At 65.8% G+C, this 19,110-nt stretch carries 15 protein-coding genes; 10 read left to right on the top strand and 5 right to left on the bottom strand.

The features are described from left to right. Nucleotides 1-68: 68 nt before the first annotated feature. The 3 genes from HAP40_RS20240 to HAP40_RS20230 form a co-directional block, all read right to left on the bottom strand. Nucleotides 69-509, bottom strand: coding sequence for an MgtC/SapB family protein (locus tag HAP40_RS20240; RefSeq protein WP_166816163.1), 441 nt, complete (start codon nt 507-509; stop codon nt 69-71). A gap of 230 nt (nt 510-739) precedes the next feature. Next, complete coding sequence (locus HAP40_RS20235; RefSeq protein ID WP_166816164.1) at nt 740-997, bottom strand: hypothetical protein; 258 nt, start codon at nt 995-997, stop codon at nt 740-742. Between the two features lie 219 nt (nt 998-1,216). Further along, nucleotides 1,217-2,629 carry a hypothetical protein gene (locus HAP40_RS20230; RefSeq protein ID WP_166816165.1) on the bottom strand — a complete coding sequence of 471 codons (1,413 nt, stop codon included), beginning with the start codon at nt 2,627-2,629 and terminating at the stop codon, nt 1,217-1,219. Nucleotides 2,630-2,801: 172 nt separating this feature from the next. Between HAP40_RS20230 and glmU the strand changes: the two genes are divergently transcribed. Continuing rightward, a complete protein-coding gene (glmU, locus tag HAP40_RS20225) occupies nt 2,802-4,157 on the top strand; it encodes a bifunctional UDP-N-acetylglucosamine diphosphorylase/glucosamine-1-phosphate N-acetyltransferase GlmU (RefSeq protein ID WP_166816166.1) in 1,356 nt (451 codons plus the stop codon). Between the two features lie 12 nt (nt 4,158-4,169). Next, nucleotides 4,170-4,355 (top strand): hypothetical protein, encoded by a 186-nt coding sequence (locus HAP40_RS20220; RefSeq protein WP_166816167.1) that lies wholly within the window; start codon nt 4,170-4,172, stop codon nt 4,353-4,355. 8 nt (nt 4,356-4,363) lie between these two features. Here HAP40_RS20220 and HAP40_RS20215 read toward each other — a convergent pair whose 3' ends face one another. Then, complete coding sequence (locus HAP40_RS20215) at nt 4,364-4,582, bottom strand: hypothetical protein (RefSeq protein WP_166816168.1); 219 nt, start codon at nt 4,580-4,582, stop codon at nt 4,364-4,366. 220 nt (nt 4,583-4,802) lie between these two features. Between HAP40_RS20215 and glmS the strand changes: the two genes are divergently transcribed. From glmS to panE, 4 genes are all read left to right on the top strand, one after another. Then, entirely contained in the window at nt 4,803-6,629 is a 1,827-nt protein-coding gene (gene glmS / locus HAP40_RS20210) for a glutamine--fructose-6-phosphate transaminase (isomerizing) (protein WP_166816169.1), read from the top strand. Between the two features lie 84 nt (nt 6,630-6,713). After that, nucleotides 6,714-7,478 carry a DUF502 domain-containing protein gene (locus HAP40_RS20205; RefSeq protein ID WP_166816170.1) on the top strand — a complete coding sequence of 255 codons (765 nt, stop codon included), beginning with the start codon at nt 6,714-6,716 and terminating at the stop codon, nt 7,476-7,478. Between the two features lie 113 nt (nt 7,479-7,591). Beyond that, nucleotides 7,592-8,452: an NAD(P)-dependent oxidoreductase gene (locus HAP40_RS20200; protein ID WP_246741070.1), complete on the top strand. Its 861-nt coding sequence runs from the start codon at nt 7,592-7,594 to the stop codon at nt 8,450-8,452. A 118-nt stretch (nt 8,453-8,570) separates the two neighbouring features. Beyond that, nucleotides 8,571-9,500 (top strand): 2-dehydropantoate 2-reductase, encoded by a 930-nt coding sequence (gene panE / locus HAP40_RS20195; RefSeq protein ID WP_166816172.1) that lies wholly within the window; start codon nt 8,571-8,573, stop codon nt 9,498-9,500. Here the strand turns inward: panE and recG are convergent. Then, nucleotides 9,497-11,605, bottom strand: coding sequence for an ATP-dependent DNA helicase RecG (gene recG, locus HAP40_RS20190; RefSeq protein ID WP_166819435.1), 2,109 nt, complete (start codon nt 11,603-11,605; stop codon nt 9,497-9,499). The genes panE and recG overlap by 4 nt on opposite strands. A gap of 246 nt (nt 11,606-11,851) precedes the next feature. Here recG and HAP40_RS20185 point away from each other — a divergent pair, with 246 nt between their 5' ends. The 4 genes from HAP40_RS20185 to HAP40_RS20170 all read left to right on the top strand — a co-directional run bounded on the left by HAP40_RS20185 (nt 11,852) and on the right by HAP40_RS20170 (nt 19,076). Continuing rightward, nucleotides 11,852-12,142, top strand: coding sequence for a succinate dehydrogenase assembly factor 2 (locus HAP40_RS20185; RefSeq protein ID WP_166816173.1), 291 nt, complete (start codon nt 11,852-11,854; stop codon nt 12,140-12,142). Then, nucleotides 12,139-15,657: a transcription-repair coupling factor gene (mfd, locus tag HAP40_RS20180; RefSeq protein WP_166816174.1), complete on the top strand. Its 3,519-nt coding sequence runs from the start codon at nt 12,139-12,141 to the stop codon at nt 15,655-15,657. Before HAP40_RS20185 ends, mfd begins: the two co-directional genes overlap by 4 nt. 195 nt (nt 15,658-15,852) lie before the next feature. Continuing rightward, nucleotides 15,853-16,206, top strand: a complete 354-nt coding sequence (locus HAP40_RS20175) for a hypothetical protein (protein WP_166816175.1) — start codon at nt 15,853-15,855, stop codon at nt 16,204-16,206. Between the two features lie 200 nt (nt 16,207-16,406). Then, a complete protein-coding gene (locus tag HAP40_RS20170; RefSeq protein ID WP_334270700.1) occupies nt 16,407-19,076 on the top strand; it encodes a CHAT domain-containing protein in 2,670 nt (889 codons plus the stop codon). Nucleotides 19,077-19,110: the final 34 nt, after the last annotated feature.

Genomic DNA, 19,110 nt, shown 5'->3' with positions numbered 1-19,110 from the left:
TGTTCGGCGCGCGAGCTGCGAACGCAGACCGACGCCAAGGGGATTTGAAAGGGCACGATCTCGAAAGGCTATTTCAAGCCAAGGCGGCGCTCGACCCAGCCGAGCGCGAACAGCACGAGCAATGTGACCGCGATCGCGGCGCCGACCAGCAGCCAGGCGCCCAATGCGCAGGCTATCCCAAGGCCCGCGGCAATCCAGACGGTCGCCGCCGTGGTGAGGCCATGGACCGTCTTCGCCTTGGCGTCGTGCAGGATGACGCCTGCGCCGATGAAGCCGACGCCGGTCAGCACGCCGGCAACGACGCCCTGGATCACCCTGGAGATCGCATCCGGGTGGTCCCGCAGATTCTGGAATTCGATCACGGAGATCGAGACCAGCGCGGATCCCAGGGCGACCAGCGACAGGGTCCGCATTCCCACCGGCTTGTCGTTCATGTCGCGGTCGATGCCGATCAGCAGCCCTGTCCCGGCCGCAACGAGAAGCCTCAGCACATCATCCAGTTCGTTCATCGGAGCCTGTGGGTTTCGGAATAAGGCACGCTCGGTCGGGCATATCGGGAACGAGAACGCAGAAGTCCTGCGAAAGAATGCCTCGGGTTGGAGCGTCCGATGGTCGCATGCGCCCACGGCTCGAAACCAGCGTCGATCTTCTTGCGGCGGCGCCGGGCCGATCGACAGAGCAACGGCGCCGACCGGGTCGGCGCCGTTTGTAGAGTTCAACGAACTCGCACCGCGCACCGTCACTTCTTGCTTGTGCTCGAGCCCGTGGTGTTCTGCATCTTCTGTCCAGGCGCGCTTTCCGAATGGCCGGGCCCCTTGGTGGTATTGGTCTGGTGACCAGGCGCGTATTCGGAAGCGCCGGGTCCCGTCGAAGGCTTCGTCGTATTTTGCATCTGCTGACCCGGCGCGTTGCTCGATGCGCCCGGCGATTTCGTCGTTTGCGCGAGCGCCGGGGATGCCGCCAAAAGGACGGCCGTCACGATGATAAACTTCTTCACGTGTATTTCTCCCTTGGTCATGGAGACGAGGCCCGAACGGCTGCGCGTCGGCTGCTCCGGTTCAAGACCGGGACAACTTGGCAATCGAGGGCTGGTCTCTCTGGTGGGCTGAAATTTAAGTCCAGCTGTGCGCGCAAGAAGGTGCCGGCATTCACCGCATGTTCAGGTGAAGGCAGACTCAGCCCGGCATGAGCGCAAGACCTACCTTCTGAACAAGACCTACCTTCTGAAGAAGGACGACAGCGTCGATCCCGTAGAGGGAGATGCTGACGCTTCGGGTTTTGCTGGCGCCGGCTGGGCCGGGGGTGCTGCTGGCGCAGGCTCCTCGCGCTTCGAGCGCTTCGAGGAGTAGCTGCGGCGGCGCTGCGGCTTTTCGGGCTTTGCGCTCGCCGCGGGCGCGATTTCGGCTTGCGGTGAGGCGTCCTGGTTCTTCTCGGAGGTCTTCTCCTGAACCCTGTCCTGAGTCTTTTCCTGTGCCTTGTCCGGCCCTTTTTCCTGGCCGCCGCGCATCGACAGGCGCTGGCCGTCGAACACGGTGGTCTCGCAATGGCGGTCGTTCGCGGTGAGGCCCGCGCAGAGTTTGGCAGCGGCGGCGGCGTTGATCAGGGGGCCGGCACCCAGACGGAGTTGCATGCCGAGGCCGCTGGTGCCTTCCTTGATCATGATGATCGGCCGCAACGCTCCGACTTCCGGATTGGATTTGGTCACGCCGCGCCAGAGCGTGCGCAGGCCGTCGACCGAGTTGGCGCCGCCGAGGTCGAGCGCAAAGCGCGTCTGCTGGACTGCGATCGCGGGAGTTTCGGTCTCGGCGGCTTCCGGCGGTTTCGTTGCGGCCGCAGCGACCTCGGTCGGGGCAGGATTCGTGACCGCAGCCGTGGCAAGCGCAGGCTCGTTTTTTTTCTCGACGGCTTTCTCGGCGGACTTCTCAGTGGGCTCGGGCTGGATCAGCTTCGAGGCGGCCGGATCCGGCGGCGCCATGATCGACTTGGACGGCACCAGCGGAATGGTCGGCAGCGTCGAATTCAGGGCCGACTGGTGCTGCACGAGCGAGGCGGCAGCCGCGGTCTGCGGCGGCGGGCTCGACGGCTCCTTCAAAGCTTCCTTCGGCGCATCCTTCGGAGCGGCGGCCTCGGCGCGCGGCTTCTCGCTCGCCGGTGCCGGCGTCGAGGCGACTGGCGCGACGCTGGGCGCTGCGGGGGGAGGCGCTGCGTCCTGCGGCTTTGCTGCCTGCGGCGGAGCGGCCGTCTGCTTGGCGATGGCACCGGTGACGGAATCGAGGCCCTGCTCCAGCACCGTGACGCGCGAATAAAGCCGGTCACGATCGCTGTTCAGCGTCTCGATGGCAGCGGCGAGCCGGCGCGCTTCGTTCTGGCTCTCCTTGGTCAGCACCTGGAGCCGGTCGGCCTGGCGCGTGAGATCGGCCGATGCAACCTGGTCGCGGCGCCAGCCGAGCTGGGCCTGATTGGCCATCACGGCGACGACGACGGCCCCCACCGCCGCCACGCCCCACGAGCCCAGTCGCCACATCATGCGGCGGTCGAACCCGCTTTCCTCGGCCAATAGTCCGGAGAACAGCCCGCCGGTCTCCTTGGTCCCGAAGGCATCCGCCAGTGGGTCGGAATCCTTTGCCATGAACGTTAAGTGCCCAGCCCTGTCTAGCTTCCCCGAATCAATCAGGGAACATTAACAGGAAAAGAGTACCGCACTTGAATTCCGGGCGTTTGCGGGGGTAGCTAAGACGTTAGCATCAGGACGGCCTGCCGTCCGCCGCACCATCGATTCGGTTTTATCTGTCAGGATTGCGATGACCGCCCGCTCAAGCCTCACGATCGTGCTCGCCGCCGGCGAAGGCACGCGCATGCGATCGACCCTGCCGAAAGTGTTGCATCCCGTCGCACATCAGAGCCTGCTCGCTCATGTGCTCGCCGCCGCACCGAAGGGAACCGGCACCGCGCTCGCCGTCGTGATCGGTCCCGACCATCAGGCGGTGGCCGATGAGGCGCGGCGCATCCGCCCCGACGCGCTCACCTTCGTGCAAGCCGAGCGGCTCGGCACCGCGCATGCCGTGCTGGCAGCGCGCGAGGCGATCGCACGGGGCGCGGATGATCTCCTGATCGCGTTCGGCGATACGCCGCTGATCTCGGCCGAAACCTTCGCGCGGCTGCGTGCACCGCTCGCCAGGGGGGCGGCAATCGCGGCGCTCGGTTTTCGCGCCGCCGATCCCACCGGCTATGGCCGCTTCATCGTCGAGGGTGACCGCCTGGTCGCGATCCGCGAGCAGGCCGATGCCAGTGAAGCCGAGCGCAAGATCGATCTGTGCAATGCCGGCGTGATGGCGATCGACGGGCGCCGCGCGCTCGACATTCTCGGTCAGGTCGGAAATGCCAATTCCAAGGGCGAATATTATCTGACGGACGCAGTCGGCATCGTCCGAGACAAGGGATGGGAGGCCGTGGTGATCGAAACCAGCGAAGACGAGGTGCGCGGAATCAACACCAAGGCGCAGCTCGCGGAAGCGGAAGGCGTGATGCAGGCGCGCTTGCGCAAAGCTGCGATGGAGGCCGGCGTCACGCTGATCGCGCCGGAGACGGTGTACCTGTCGGCCGACACCGCCTTCGGCAAGGACGTGACCATCGAGCCGTTCGTGGTGATCGGCCCCGGCGTCTCGATCGCGGACGGCACGGTGATCCATTCCTTTTCCCATATCGTCGAGACCACGCTCGGCAAGAAGGTCTCGATCGGCCCCTATGCGCGATTGCGTCCGGGCACCTCGCTCGGCGATGGCGCGCGCATCGGCAATTTCGTGGAGACCAAGGCGGCGATATTGGAGGCCGGCGTCAAGGTCAATCATCTCTCTTATGTCGGCGATGCCACCGTCGGCGCCAATTCCAACCTCGGCGCCGGCACCATCACCTGCAACTACGATGGCTTCAAGAAGCACAAGACGGTGATCGGACAGGGCGCCTTCGTCGGCACCAACTCCTCGCTGGTCGCACCGGTGAAGATCGGGAACGGCGCCTATATCGGCTCAGGCTCGGTGATCACGCGCGACGTGCCCGACGATGCCATGGCGCTCGAGCGCAACCAGCAGACCATCCGGGAAGGCGGCGCCACGCGCTATCGCGAGTTGAAGACGGGCGGCAAGAAGCCGGAGAAGTGAGCGCCAGCGGCCGTGTCCTCTCGCTTTGTCCGCGATCTGATCAGTTTTCTGATCGACACATTGGTCACGGGGACGGGGCGATCCCTGCTGTGGGAAATGAACGAGCGCGAGCCGCCCGAGATTGTAGCCCTCGTCATCGGGCTCGCGTTCTGGGCGCTCCTCGTCTTCCTCGTGTTTGCCCTTGTGGTGGGGTGGTAGCGCTTCCGCTAGTCGTCATCGGCGAATTCGGAGAAGATCGCGCGGGTCAGGCGCCAGCCGCGCGGCTTGGCGCGCTTCACGGGCTCGCCCTCGGGGTGCTTGACGAAAACCGGCTTCTTTTCCTTGCCACGGAGGGGCGGCGGCCAATGCGCGAGATGCGTGCCGGTGGTCTCGCTGGCGTGCACGTACATCGATGACAGACCTTTGCGGTCAGACGAGCCATTCATGACCTTCCTCCCAAGCGGGAAGCGTTGGTCAAACTTATTGACAACGAGTTAATGTGCGCGGTCTAAGGTCGGCCAATCCGCCGCAGGCGAAGCAGAGGTGGCGCAGCCATGCTGTCTCAATCAGCAATAATTATTGAGTATCTGGTTCCCTCGGAATTTCGCTAAAAACCGAGGGCGTCGTTTAGGCGATTTTTCGAAGATTTGGGGGATATTGATCCGCATGTGCGGAATTGTCGGCATTCTCGGGCGCGAGCCGGTTGCAGAGCAATTGGTGGATTCGCTCAAACGTCTCGAATATCGCGGCTACGATTCCGCGGGCGTCGCCACACTCGAAGGCAAGCACCTGGAGCGCCGCCGCGCCGAGGGCAAGCTGAAGAATCTGGAGAAGCGGCTCGAAGCAGAGCCCCTGAAGGGCACCACCGGCATCGGTCATACCCGCTGGGCCACCCACGGCAAGCCGACCGTCAACAACGCCCATCCGCATGCGACCGAACGCGTGGCCGTGGTCCACAACGGCATCATCGAGAATTTCCGCGAGCTGCGCGAGGAACTCGAGAAGAAGGGCACGGTGTTCCACACCGAGACCGACACGGAGATCGTGCTGCACCTCGTCGACGATCTGCTCGCGCGAGGCAACAAGCCGGTCGAAGCCGTCAAGCTGACGCTGTCGCGTTTGCGCGGCGCCTTCGCGCTCGGCTTCATCTTCGCAGGCGACGACGACCTCATGATCGGCGCCCGCAACGGCCCGCCGCTCGCGATCGGTTATGGCGACGGCGAGATGTATCTCGGCTCGGATGCCATCGCGCTAGGACCGTTCACCGACACGATCAGCTACCTCGAGGACGGTGACTGGGTCGTGCTGACGCGCAAGAGCGCCACGATTTTCGACAAGGATGGCCACCCCGTCCAGCGCGACAAGATCAGGCATGCCGCCTCGACCTCGCTGGTCGACAAGGCCAATTACCGCCACTTCATGGCCAAGGAGATCCACGAGCAGCCGGAGGTGGTCGGTCACACCCTGGCGCGCTACGTCGACATGGCGACCGAGCGCGTCGCGCTGCCGGTGAAGCTGCCGTTCGACTTCAAGACCATCCAGCGCATCAATATCACCGCCTGCGGCACCGCGAGCTATGCCGGCTTCGTCGCCAAGTACTGGTTCGAGCGCTTTGCGCGCCTGCCGGTCGAGGTCGATGTCGCCTCCGAATTCCGCTACCGCGAGGCGCCCCTGCGCAAGGGCGATCTCGCCATCTTCATCTCGCAATCCGGTGAGACCGCGGACACGCTCGCGGCGCTGCGTTACGCCAAGGCCGAAGGCGCGCATACGGTGGCCGTCGTCAACGTCCCGACCTCGACGATCGCGCGCGAGAGCGAGACCGTGCTGCAGACGCTCGCCGGTCCCGAGATCGGCGTCGCCTCGACCAAAGCCTTCACCTGCCAGCTCATGGTGCTGGCAAACCTTGCGATCGCGGCGGGCAAGGCGCGCGGCGAATTGTCCGACGAGGACGAGACCAAGCTCGTCCACGGTCTCGTCGAGGTCCCGCGTTTGATGTCGGATGCGCTCACCACCGAGCTCCAGATCGAAAAGCTCGCGCGTGAGATCGCCAAGTCCCGCGACGTGCTCTATCTCGGCCGCGGCACCAGCTTCCCGCTCGCGCTCGAAGGCGCGCTGAAGCTGAAGGAGATCTCCTACATCCACGCCGAGGGCTATGCCGCCGGTGAGCTCAAGCACGGGCCGATCGCACTGATCGACGAGACCATGCCGGTGGTCGTCATCGCGCCCCACGACCGCGTGTTCGAGAAGACTGTGTCCAACATGCAGGAGGTCGCCGCCCGAGGCGGCAACATCATCCTGATGACCGATGCCAAGGGCGCCGAAGAGGCGACGGTCGAGTCGCTCGTCACCATCGTCATGCCCGACATGGCGGCGGCGTTCACGCCGATGGTCTATGCCGTTCCCGTGCAACTGCTCGCCTATCACACGGCAGTCGTCATGGGCACCGACGTCGACCAGCCGCGCAACCTCGCGAAATCGGTGACCGTGGAATAGGCAGAAGGGATAACGGTCGGTCGCAGTCTTCCAAAACCTGCTAGAAGACCCTAGCTTGTTCGTAGCGACCGACCTGGAACCCGAATGACCCCCCGCGACGACGCGCCTGCGCCTCTTGATCCCGTCCCGGAACCGCATACCGGCATGATGGGTCGTTTCCGCAATTATTTCCTGACCGGCCTCGTCGTGACGGGGCCGATCGCGATCACCCTCTATCTCGTCTGGTGGTTCGTCACCTGGGTCGACGGCGTGGTGCGGCCGTTCGTGCCGCTGGCCTACCGGCCGGAAACCTATCTGCCGTACGTCATTCCCGGCTGGGGACTGGTTGTCGCATTCTTCACGCTGACGCTGGTCGGCTTCCTCGCCGCCAATCTGATCGGCCGGACGCTGGTCGACGTCGGCGAAACGTTCCTCGGCCGCATCCCCGCCGTGCGCGCGATCTATCGTGGCTTGAAGCAGGTGTTCGAGACGCTGTTCTCGGGCAAGGGCTCGAGCTTCCGCAAAGTGGGCCTGGTCGAGTTTCCATCGCCCGGCATGTGGTCGATCGTGCTGATCTCGCAATCGCCGAACGAGGACATCGCGCGCAGCCTGCCGGGACAGGAAGAGCACGTCTCGGTGTTCCTGCCGTGCTCGCCCAACCCGACCACCGGCTTCTTTTTCTATGTTCCGAAGAGCAAGGTCATCGAGGTCGACCTCACGGCCGAGGATGCCGCGACGCTGATCATGTCGGCCGGCGTGGTGCAACCGGGCTCGGCACCCGATCCGAAGAAGGCCGCCGCCCTCGCGGGCGTGGCCAACGCCGCGCGCATCGCCAACGCGTCCACGCGCCAGCCTGCGAAAGTGGAGTAGGGCCATTCCCGCGAGGGATGGCCGCATTCACGCAGGCGTTCGTAGCCTCTGCTAATCTCCGGTCGAACTGAGCGCCTCGCTCGGAATTCGATTTGGAGTGCATGATGTCCAAAATGACGTCAAAGACGATCGCGATCCTCGCGCCCGGCGCCATGGGCAGCGCCGTGGCCCGCCGCCTCAGCGAGAACGGTGCGCGCGTGCTGACGTCCTTGAGGGGACGTAGCGAGGCGACGCTGAAACGCGCGGCCGATGCCGGGATGGTCGGCGCCGAGGACGAGGCGATCGCGGACGCCGACATCATCCTCTCGATCGTGCCGCCGGGCGAGGCCGTGGCGTTGGCCGAACGGCTGGCGGCGCTGATCGTTCGCCGCGACAAGAAGCCGGTCGTGGTCGATTGCAACGCCGTCAATGTCGATACCGTGCAACGGATCGAGGAGATCATCGGCTCGGCGCAGGCGCCGTTCGTCGATGCCGGCATCATTGGCTTCCCGCCGCAGCCAGGTGGCAAGAGCCCGGCCTTCTACATGTCCGGCGAGTACGCCGCGGACGTCGCCGTGTTGAAGGATCTCGGCCTCGACGTGCGGATCGTCGAAGGCCCGGTCGGCGCGGCCTCGGCGCTCAAAATGTCCTACGCCGGCATCGTCAAGGGTCTCGCCGGCATCGGCTCGGCCATGGTGATCGCGGCAACGAAGGCAGGTGCGGCCGATGCGCTGCGCGACGAGCTTGCGCTGAGCCAGCCTGCGGTCCTGGCCCGGCTCGAGGTCGCGCTGCCCGACATGATTCCGAAAGCCTATCGCTGGGTCGCGGAGATGCGGGAGATTTCCGGATTCCTCGGGCCCGAGCATCCGGCCAGCCAGATCTACGAGGGCTTTGCGCGCTGGTTCGAGCATCTGGCGGCAGATGCGAAGGGCGATGCGGTGGATGCGGACCTGATGAAGGCCTTTGCTGCGCGCATCGCGCAGAAGAAGGCCTAGTCTTCCGACTGTGGCCATCTGGATTGCTTCGCTTCGCTCGTAATGACGGGGAGGAGACGGCGCGAGGCCCATCTGTTATTGTCTCTCCGCACGCCGTTCCTTCGTAAAAGGAGTTCGAATGAGAGTGCTGGTCATCGGCGCGGGCGCACTCGGCGGCTACTACGGCGCTTGTCTGGTCCGCGCGGGCGGCGACGTGACCTTTCTGGTGCGGCCCGCGCGGGCGGAGCAATTGCGGCGGAATGGATTGCAGGTCGTGAGCCCGCACGGCGACTTTGCCGTGCAGCCGAAGCTTCTTCTGGCGAGCGATCTCAAGGAGCCCTTCGACGTCGTGCTCGTCGGCGTGAAGGCGTACTCGCTCGACGATGCGATGGACCAGTTTGCGGCGGCCGTCGGTGCCGACACGATGATCCTGCCCATTCTGAACGGGTTGAAGCATATCGACGCTCTGACCGCCAGGTTCGGCGCCGCGCGCGTCCTCGGCGGGCTCGCGAACGTCAGTGCCGGGCTCGATGCGGATGGTCGTGTCGTTCAGTTCATGGCCAATCAGACGGTTGTCTTTGGCGAGATCGAGGGGAGCTTGAGCAAGCGTGCGCTCGCGCTCGAGACTTTGCTCCAGGTTCCCGGCATCGATGTGCGCGCCAGCGAAACGATCATGCACGACATGTGGGAGAAATTCGTCCAGCTCAGCACGGTCGCCGGCATCACCTGCCTGATGCGCGCGAGTATCGGAGATATTTTGGCCGTGCCCAACGGCGAGCAGTCAATTTTCCGCCTGTTTGCGGAATGCTGTTCCGTCGCGACGGCTTCAGGTTTTGAGCCACGCGCTTCGTTCATCGAGTTTGACCGGAAGCTGTTCACCACTAAGGATTCGCCGCTGAAGGCCTCGATGCTGCGCGATATCGAGCGCGGTTCGATCACCGAGGCGGAGCATATCTTGGGCGATATTGCCAATCGCGCCCGTACGCTCGGCGTCGACACACCGCTGCTGGACCTCGCCCGGGCGCATGTGGCGGCGTACGAGATCGGGCGCCAAAGAGTCGCGAGCTAACCCGCGCCGATCAGCGGGATCGCTTCGTCCCGTTCGTAGAGATACAGCAGGCACCGCAGCGCTTCGCCGCGCTCACCCTTCAGCTTCGGATCGTCCTTCAGGATCCGCAGCGCCTCGTCTCTGGCCTGGGTGATGAGCTGGCCGTGGACTTCCGAGCGGGCGATGCGATAGCCGGGCAGGCCGCTCTGGCGCACGCCGAGCACGTCGCCTTCGCCGCGCAGCTTCAGGTCCTCCTCCGCGATGCGGAAGCCGTCGGTGGTCTCGCGGATCACCTTCAGGCGCGCCTTCGACATCTCGCCGAGCGGCTCGGCGTAGAGCAGGATGCAGGTCGACGCCTCCGAGCCGCGCCCGATGCGGCCGCGCAACTGGTGCAACTGGGCAAGCCCGAAGCGCTCGGCATTTTCGATCACCATGATGGTCGCGGCGGGCACGTCGACGCCGACCTCGACCACGGTGGTTGCGACCAGCAGCCCGATCTCGTGGGCGGCGAACTGGCCCATCACGCGGTCCTTCTCGGTGCCTTTCATCTGGCCGTGGACGAGGCCGACACGGTCGCCGAAACGCTTTTGCAGGCTCTCGAAACGCTTGGTCGCGTTGGTGAGGTGCTCGGTGCCCTCCGCCTCGGATTCCTCGACCAGCGGGCAGATCCAGTAGACCAGCTTGCCGGACTCCAGCGCGCGGCCGACACCGTCCATGACCTCGCCGAGCCGGCTCATGGCGACGGCGCGGGTGTCGATGGGCTGGCGGCCGGCGGGCTTCTCGCGCAGCTCGGAGATGTCCATGTCGCCGAAATAGGTCAGCACCAGCGTGCGCGGGATTGGCGTCGCGCTCAGCACCAGCACGTCGACGGCTTCGCCCTTGGAGGTCAGCGCGAGGCGCTCGCGCACACCAAAGCGGTGCTGCTCGTCGACGATCGCGAGCGCAAGGTCCTTGAAGATGACATCGTCCTGGATCAGCGCGTGGGTACCGACGAGGAGGTCGATCGCGCCTTCGGCGAGCTGCGCGATGAGCTCGCGCCGCTCCTTGCCCTTTTCGCGGCCGGTGAGGATCGCAACGCGCATACCGGCGCGCTCGGCGAGCGGAGCAATAGTCTTGATGTGCTGGCGCGCCAGGATCTCGGTCGGCGCCATCAGCGCGGCCTGCTTGCCGACCTCGGCGACCGCAGCGGCCGCCAGCAGCGCCACCACGGTCTTGCCCGAGCCGACGTCGCCCTGGAGCAGGCGGAGCATGCGCACCGGTTGTTTCAGATCGTCGGCAATGGCTGCGGCAGCGCTGCGTTGGGACGGCGTGAGCGCATAGGGCAGGGCGTCGATGATCTTGTTGCGCAGATGTCCGTCGCCGGCGTTGCGCACGCCGGCGGGGCGGCGCAACTGCGCGCGGATCAGGGCGAGCGCGAGCTGGCCGGCCAGGAGCTCGTCGAAGGCGAGGCGCGACCAGAACGGCTGGTCCGGCAGGATGTCCGTGAGCTCGACCGGCTGGTGCACGCGATTGAGCGCCTCGTTGATCGGCGGAAAATTACAGCGGCGCATCACCTCCGGGCTGATCCACTCCGGCAGGGCCGGCAGCTTTTGCAGCGCCTGCGCGATCGCGCGGCGCAGCGAGCCGAGCGCGAGGCCCTCGGTCAGCGGATAGACCGGGTCGATGCCGGAGAGCTTTCCGATCGCCTCCTCGTCGAGGACGCGATCGGGATGCACGATCTGGGGGATGCCGTCATACATCTGCAGCGTGCCGGAGACGTAACGTTTCTCGCCGACCGGCAGCAGCTTCTCGACATAGCCCGGCTTGGCGCGGAAGAACGTCAGGACGACGTCGCCGGTATCGTCGCTGGCGTACACGAGATAGGGCGCGCGCGCGTTGCGCGGCGGGGGCGGGCGGTGGCGGTCGACGGTGACCTCGAGCGTCACCATGGTTCCCTGCACCGCGTCGCGGATTTTCGGCCGGGCCCGGCGATCGATGACCTGGCTCGGCAGATGCAGCAAGAGGTCGACCAGCCGCGGCGTCTCGCTCCGGCTGAGCAGGTACTGCAGCAGCTTGTCCTGCTTCGGACCGACGCCGGGCAGGCTGGTCACGGGAGCAAACAGCGGATTGAGCAGGCTGGGGCGCATTCGTGCAACAATCGTCATGCGCGGGCTCGACCCGCACATCCACAAGAGGATGGTTGCCGGGTCCCGGCTCCGCAAAGCTTCGCCGGGCTTCCGATAGCAGGCCGGCGAAGCTTTGCGAAGACGGCAAGCCCGGCTATGACGACCATAAACAATTGCAACAACAAAGGGCTGACAGGGCCACCCCGAGTGGCTATATCAGCCCCGCCCGGCACGTCCGGGCTTTCTGCGTTTGACTGGATTTGAGACATGACGGGAACGACACGATCGAGCAGCGGGCTGGATGACCGCCGCAAGCGGCTTCTGTTCCGCTGCTGGCACCGAGGCACACGCGAGATGGACCTGATCCTCGGCCGCTTCGCGGATTCCGAGATCGGTAATCTGTCCGACGCCGAGCTCGGCGAGCTCGAGCGGCTGCTCGAGGTCAACGATCCCGATCTCTATGCCGCCATCACCGGCGACAAGGTGCTGCCGGCCGACGTCACCGGCGCGCTGTTTGCCCGCATCAGGGCGTTCCCGATCGCGGAACGCGACGCATGAAGCAGGGCATGAAATCTCCGGCCGAGCTGCTCACGCCCGGCCGCGCGCTGACGCTTGCCAATGTCGCCGAGGGCGCCGAGGGCCTCGTCGTCTCCGATCTCGCGCGCGCCATCGCCGCGCGGCCGAAGAAGCCCGCGGTCAGCCTCGCGGTCGTCTGCCGCGACGGCGCGCGCATGCAGTCGCTCGAACGCGGCTTGCGCTTCTTCGCGCCCGATCTGCCGGTGCTGACCTTTCCGGCCTGGGACTGCCAGCCCTATGACCGTGTCTCGCCGCATGGCGGCATCCTGGCACAGCGCCTCACGACGCTGGCGCGGCTGGCCTCGCTGACCGGCAGCGACAAGCCGCTGATCGTGCTGACCACCGTGAACGCGGTGGTGCAGCGCGTGCCGGCGCGCGACCTCGTCGCGGCGCAGGCGCTGTCGGTGGCGCCGGGCAATGTGGTGCCGATGGACACCATTGTCGCCTGGCTCGAGCACAACGGCTACAACCGCTCCTCGACGGTGCGCGAGCCCGGCGAATACGCCGTGCGCGGCGGCATCCTCGACCTGTTTCCGGCCGGTCTCGACCAGCCCGTGCGGTTCGACTTCTTCGGCGACAGTCTGGAATCGATCCGCTCCTTCGATGCCGAGACGCAGCGCACGCTGCTCGACATGCGCTCGCTCGACCTCGTGCCGGTCTCCGAATTCCAGCTGGTCACCGACACCATCCGCCGCTTCCGCATGGGCTATGTCGCCGAGTTCGGCGCGCCCGAGCGCGACGATGCGTTGTACGAGGCCGTCAGCGAGGGCCGCCGCCATCCCGGTATGGAGCACTGGCTGCCGTTGTTCCAGGACCGGATGGACACGCTGTTCGACTATCTGCAGGGAGCGACCGTCGCGATCGAGCCGCAGGCCGAGGATGCCGTCCGCGAGCGCTTCAAGCAGATCCTCGACTATTACGAGGCCCGGCGCGACGCGATGGAGCATCCCGGTGGCGGCGCCATCTACAAGCCGCTGCCGCCTGACCGGCTCTATCTGACCGACGAGGAGTGGGGCAGGCGCCTCGGCGATGTCCCGCTGGCGCGGCTGACGCCGTTCTCCGTGCCGACCGACGGCACCAGTGTCGTCGATGCCGGCGCGCGCAAGGGCCGCGACTTCGCGCCGGAACGCAACGACAGCACCGTCAACGTGTTCGAATCCGTCGTCGCGCATGTGATGGCCTTGCAGGGTCAGCGCAAGAAGGTGGTGATCGCGCTGTGGACCGAAGGCTCGCGCGACCGCATGACCTCGATGCTGCGCGACCACAAGCTGACCCACACCACCAGCGTCAACGCCTGGCGCACGGTGCAGGCGACGCCGCGCAACGAGACCATGCTTGCCGTGCTCGGCCTCGAAAGCGGTTTCGAGACCGACGAGATCGCTGTCATCAGCGAGCAGGATATATTGGGCGACCGCCTGGTGCGGCCGCGCAAGGCCAGCCGCAAGCTCGACAATTTCATCTCGGAGGTGACGAGCCTCACCGCCGGCGACATCGTCGTCCACGTCGATCACGGCATCGGCCGCTTCGTCGGCCTGCAGACGCTCGACGTCGCCGGCGCGCCGCACGACTGCCTCGAGCTGCATTATGCCGCCGAGACCAAGCTGTTCCTCCCCGTCGAGAACATCGAGTTGCTGTCGCGCTACGGCTCCGACCAGACCACGGTCGAGCTCGATCGTCTCGGCGGCAGCGGCTGGCAGACCCGCAAGGCCAAGCTGAAGAACCGCATCCGCGAGATCGCGGGCGAGCTGATCAAGATCGCTGCCGCGCGCCATTTGCACGAGGCACCCAAGCTGCCGGTGCAGCAAGGCCTCTATGACGAATTCTGCGCACGTTTCCCCTATGACGAGACCGAGGATCAGCTCGGCGCCATCGAATCCACCCTGAAAGACCTCGAGCTCGGCCGTCCGATGGACCGGTTGATCTGCGGCGACGTTGGCTTCGGCAAGACCGAGGTTGCGCTCCGCGCGGCTTTTGCCGTTGCGCTCGAAGGCAAGCAGGTTGCGGTCGTGGTGCCGACCACGCTGCTCGCGCGCCAGCATGCAAAAACCTTCACCGAGCGCTTCAAGGGCTTTCCGGTGAATGTGGCCCAGGCCTCGCGGCTGATCGCGACCAAGGAGCTGAACCAGGTCAAGAAGGGCATTGCCGACGGCTCGGTCGATATCGTCGTCGGCACCCACGCGCTGCTCGGCAAGGCCATCAAATTCCGTGACCTCGGCCTCGTCATCGTCGACGAAGAGCAGCATTTCGGCGTCACCCACAAGGAGCGGCTGAAGGCGCTGCGCTCCGAGGTGCATGTGCTGACGCTATCGGCGACGCCGATCCCGCGCACGCTGCAATTGGCGCTCACCGGCGTGCGTGAGCTCTCGATCATCGCCTCGCCACCGGTCGACCGCCTCGCGGTGCGCACTTTCGTCGCCCCGCACGATCCCTTGATGATCCGCGAGGCGCTGCTGCGCGAGCGTTATCGCGGCGGCCAGGCGTTCTACGTGGTGCCGCGCATCGACGATCTCGCCGAGGTGAAGGATTTCCTCGACAAGAATGTGCCGGAGATGAAGGTTGCGGTCGCGCACGGGCAGATGCCGCCCGCCGTGATCGAGGACATCATGACCGCATTCTACGACGGCAAGTTCGACATCCTGCTGTCGACCACGATCGTCGAGTCCGGTCTCGACATTCCCAACGCCAACACGCTGATCGTGCATCGCGCCGACATGTTCGGCCTCGCCCAGCTCTATCAGCTCCGCGGCCGCGTCGGCCGCTCCAAGCTGCGTGCCTATGCGCTATTCACGCTGCCGGCGCAGCAGAAGATCACGGCGCAGGCCGAGCGCAGGCTCACCGTGCTGCAATCGCTGGAGACGCTCGGTGCGGGCTTCCAGCTCGCCTCGCACGACCTCGACATCCGCGGCGCCGGCAATCTGCTCGGCGAGGAGCAATCCGGCCACATCAAGGAGGTCGGCTTCGAACTCTATCAGTCGATGCTGGAGGAGGCGATCGTCAACCTCAAGGCCGGCGTGTCCGAGCCCGCCGCCGACCGCTGGTCGCCGTCGATCACGATCGGCATGCCCGTGCTCATTCCCGAGGATTACGTCAGTGACCTCTCGGTGCGGCTGTCGCTGTACCGGCGCCTCGCCGATCTCGACACCGAGGAGGAGATCGAGAACTTTGGCGCCGAGATGCGCGACCGCTTCGGCGTGCTGCCGGACGAGGTGCGCTACCTTTTCAAGGTCGCCGCGATCAAGGCGTTCTGCCGCCGGGCCAACGTCGAGAAGATCGACGCCGGTCCGAAGGGCGCCGTCATCGTCTTCCGCGACAATTCCTTCGCCTATCCCGATCGCCTCGTGACGTTCATCCGCAGCTACGGCCAGGCCGCCAAGGTTCGGCCCGACATGAAGGTGGTGTTTCTGCAGGACTGGGAGACGCCGGAAGAGCGTCTGGTCGGCACCACCGAGATCATGCGGCAGCTGGCGCAGCTCGCCGAGAGCAAGAAGGCGGCATAGCATCGTGCTCCGATGCGGCGCAGTTGAAGCGCTGCGCCGCGTCCGAGAGACGCTTTGCCATTATCGCGACGGAGCGGTGGGTGCCGCCAGCCGCCCGCGCAGTCGCACCGAACGTCATTCTTGAATTCAGGCGAGGCCCCTGTTACGATCAACCTTACGCAGTATATTGTCGTCGAATATTAAAAGGGTTGTGTCATGGCGGATTGGCAACCTCTTTTTTTTCTTCTCGGCGCGCTCGGCGCCCTCGCTCCTGAAGTTATACGCCAGGTCAATGTCTTGCGGGACGGCGGCACCTACACCTGGTCGCCCTCGCTGATATTCTTCTCATTGCTTTATGCCGGCATTGCAGGTGTGGTGGCGATGATCCTGCCGAGCGCCAACCTGTATTCCGCCTTCTACAATGGCATCTCAACCGATGTCCTGATCGGCAAGGCCCATGCAGCTGCGGCTGGCACCAAGAAGAAGAAAACCAGCCAGACCAAGGCGGCGGGCACGGAGGCCGCGCCAGCCCGCCTCTCGCCGCTTCACAGCTTTCTGGACGCGCTATGACCTCGGCGACGCCGAGCCGCCCATCGGGTCTCGTCGTCCTGTGCCGCCCTGCGCAATGGCGCGAAGCGGCCATCGTGCTGTCTTGCTGTCCAACCGATTGCTTCACGCCGCTGCTCGTCATCGAACCGCCGCCTGTCACCGACGATGGCTATCGCCGCCTGTATGATGCCTATGTCGCCGTCCGCAATCAGCGGGACGCCATGGCCGGCACCGCCATGGCCCGGCAAGTTGCGACGCTGGCCGAAATCTCCGCACTCAACGCCGCCGTCGACGCGGCCGCGTTGGCGCTCACGCCGTTCCGCTCGTGGTGGCGCCACCAACTTTCGCTTGGCGGCCTGCTGGCAAAGCAGCCGCCGAGCCGTGCCATCCTGCTGTTCGACCCTGCACCCGGCGAGCTCGACCTGATCGAGGCCATCCCGGTCAGCCGGATTGGTCCCGACCGGACGCCCGTTCTGCCCAATGCCACCGAGCGCATTCGGCTCGACCCTGGCCTCGACACGCTTGCGATGCGCGCCTGGTCGGCCTGCGGCCACGATACGGCGCTCCCGGACCCGCAAGGCCCGGAGCATGACGATGCGTTCGGTTGGTTCGCGGCCTTGGCGAGCGCGCTCGAGACGGGCCGTCCTCTGGCGCCGGGGGCTGCCGCACGTCCCAACCTGCCGGCGACTGAGGCCGCCGAGGCGGTTCTGGTCGAGATCGAATCCGAACCGGACGCGACGGCCCTGATCGGCGTGCAATATGCCCACGAGCGGCGCGCCCATCTGGTGCTGACGCCGGCGCCCGTTACTGCTGCCATATCCAACGCGCTCTCCACCATGTCCGGCAGATCCGGCGACAAGTTGTTTGCCGCCGTGCGGGAGTGGTGGCGGTCGCTTACGGAAAGCCCTGACATCGCGGGCCCGCTACAGGCGATCGAAGACGCCGTGAACGACGCTGTTCCCGACGCAGTGGTCACGGCGATCGGCGAGCGCGATCTCACAGTCTTCACCCAGGCGGTGCCTTACAGCTTTGTCCGCAAGTGCGGCGCCGACTGGACCGGCAAGACGATCGGCCACGTCGCCGGCGACCCGACCCTGATCGTGCTGACGGAACTGCTCGACACACCGGCTGCCGATGTGATCGGCTTCACGCTGCTGTTCGACACCGGCGAATTCAAGACCAACGAAACCGCCGACGTGCTGCGCGTGCTGAATGACCGGCCCGCCATTGTGTTGTTGCTGTCGGATGCCGCGGCCGCGGCGCTCAATCTGATCCCTCTCGGCGAGCTTCTCCCGATCGAGTTCATTCACTTCAACACCCACGGCAAGCAGCAGGAGATCGTGCTGGCCGATGGCGAGCTGCCGGCCTGGAAATTGTATCGAAACGCGCTGCCGAGCCGGCCTTTCATCTTCAACAATTCCTGTCTGAGCTGGGTCGGTGTTTGTCGCGAGTTCATGCGCACCGGGGCCCGCGGCTATATCGGCACGCTCTGGCCGGTGGATGCGGAGCAGGCGGCGCGGCTTGCCAGATCGGTGATCGAGCGCACCGTTCAGCATGGCTGGTCGATTGCCCGCGCCATCCGCCAGACCGGTGTCGATCGTCACACCGATCGGGCCTATATCTTTGCCGGCACGGCCAGCGCGCATCTCGCAACGCTCTCCGACAATCGCTCACGCCGCGAAGCGTTGGCGAAGGGTATCAGGCAAGTGTTGAACGCCTTGCTGCGATCGCTGGAGCGGGGCAGTGGGGGGCCGCCCGGCATCTTCATCCGGCCGATGCAGGAACTGCTATGGACGGTCGCCGGACAATTGATCGGCGTGCTCGACCAGCGCTGGCCCGCGCCCGACGCGGATCGGCTCGACATAGAGGCCGACCGCCTTTCCGTATTGGCCCGCGAGGCGGAGGACCGGCATGACCACGTGCCCGCTCGCGCCGCCGAGGTTGCCGCTGCGCAGGCGCTGCTCGACCGCGCCGGACTTTCCGATGCCGCCCGCACCCGCCATCGAGGGCTGATCCACTATGCCGGTGCGCGTATCGCGCTCGCGGAAAGGCGCATCCAGGACGCCCTGGATTTGCTGGCCGACGACGAGTCGACCGCCGCGCTCAACCTGCGTAGCGATGCGCTGCGTGCCGCCGGAAACATGGAGGAGGCCTTCGCCACGGCGGAACGGGCCCTCGCCAACGTTCCGGCCGGCGATCGCAGACAGCGGCTGCTTGCGCTCGGGCGCGTCGGCCAATTGGCCCGCATCAATCAGGACAAGGAGCGCGCGCTCGACATTGCCCGTGAAGGCTTTGCACTCGCCACCGAACTGGATGATGTGAAGGAGCGTGCGGCTTTCAAGGGCGACGAGACCCGCGCGCTGCTGGTTCTGCATCGGGCCCCGGAGGCCGTGGCGGCAGCGAGGCAGTACCGTGACCTCGCCCGGCATGCTTTCGGCGACCTCGAGGATCTTTCTGCTGCGGGCGCCTTGGTCCAGGCCCTCACCATGGCGGGCGAAACGCAGGAAGCGGATCAGGTCGCCAGGCAGGCGCTGGACCACGCCCGCGCCATGAACCAGCCGGTCCGCGTCGCGCAGTTTCTGCTCGATCGCGCCCGCATCTGCGCGGTCGAGGATCGCCTGCACGATGCCATCGCTCTCGGCTTCCAGTCCGCGGCCGCGTTCGCCGACTGCCGTGCCATGGACGGCACGCGACAGGCGCTCGGTCTCACCACGGAGTTTCTCAACCAGGCTCATCGGGATCAATTGCCGGGCTGGCCGGACCTGTTCCGTCTCGCCGTCCGCTCGCAAAGAGCCCTGCTGCCGAAGGTCAGTCCGGACCTGCAATCGGCCATCGCGACCCAAACCGCGTCCCAGCTGGCCAAGCTGACGGCCGCCGGGAAAGGGCCCTGACGGACCACAATTGGCCCCGCACCCCGAACCTGAT

Origin of the sequence: Bradyrhizobium sp. 1(2017), assembly GCF_011602485.2 — a bacterium.
Lineage (GTDB): Bacteria > Pseudomonadota > Alphaproteobacteria > Rhizobiales > Xanthobacteraceae > Bradyrhizobium.
This window is presented reverse-complemented; position numbering and strand designations above follow the sequence as displayed.

What these genes read in the sequence shown, in the direction of transcription:
- HAP40_RS20240 (WP_166816163.1), bottom strand. Translation starts at nt 509, where the DNA reads ATGAACGAACTGGATGATGTGCTGAGGCTTCTCGTTGCGGCCGGGACA.
- HAP40_RS20230 (WP_166816165.1), bottom strand. Translation starts at nt 2,629, where the DNA reads ATGGCAAAGGATTCCGACCCACTGGCGGATGCCTTCGGGACCAAGGAG.
- glmU (WP_166816166.1), top strand. Translation starts at nt 2,802, where the DNA reads ATGACCGCCCGCTCAAGCCTCACGATCGTGCTCGCCGCCGGCGAAGGC.
- HAP40_RS20215 (WP_166816168.1), bottom strand. Translation starts at nt 4,582, where the DNA reads ATGAATGGCTCGTCTGACCGCAAAGGTCTGTCATCGATGTACGTGCAC.
- glmS (WP_166816169.1), top strand. Translation starts at nt 4,803, where the DNA reads ATGTGCGGAATTGTCGGCATTCTCGGGCGCGAGCCGGTTGCAGAGCAA.
- HAP40_RS20205 (WP_166816170.1), top strand. Translation starts at nt 6,714, where the DNA reads ATGACCCCCCGCGACGACGCGCCTGCGCCTCTTGATCCCGTCCCGGAA.
- HAP40_RS20200 (WP_246741070.1), top strand. Translation starts at nt 7,592, where the DNA reads ATGACGTCAAAGACGATCGCGATCCTCGCGCCCGGCGCCATGGGCAGC.
- panE (WP_166816172.1), top strand. Translation starts at nt 8,571, where the DNA reads ATGAGAGTGCTGGTCATCGGCGCGGGCGCACTCGGCGGCTACTACGGC.
- recG (WP_166819435.1), bottom strand. Translation starts at nt 11,605, where the DNA reads ATGCGCCCCAGCCTGCTCAATCCGCTGTTTGCTCCCGTGACCAGCCTG.
- HAP40_RS20185 (WP_166816173.1), top strand. Translation starts at nt 11,852, where the DNA reads ATGACGGGAACGACACGATCGAGCAGCGGGCTGGATGACCGCCGCAAG.
- mfd (WP_166816174.1), top strand. Translation starts at nt 12,139, where the DNA reads ATGAAGCAGGGCATGAAATCTCCGGCCGAGCTGCTCACGCCCGGCCGC.
- HAP40_RS20175 (WP_166816175.1), top strand. Translation starts at nt 15,853, where the DNA reads ATGGCGGATTGGCAACCTCTTTTTTTTCTTCTCGGCGCGCTCGGCGCC.
- HAP40_RS20170 (WP_334270700.1), top strand. Translation starts at nt 16,407, where the DNA reads ATGGCCGGCACCGCCATGGCCCGGCAAGTTGCGACGCTGGCCGAAATC.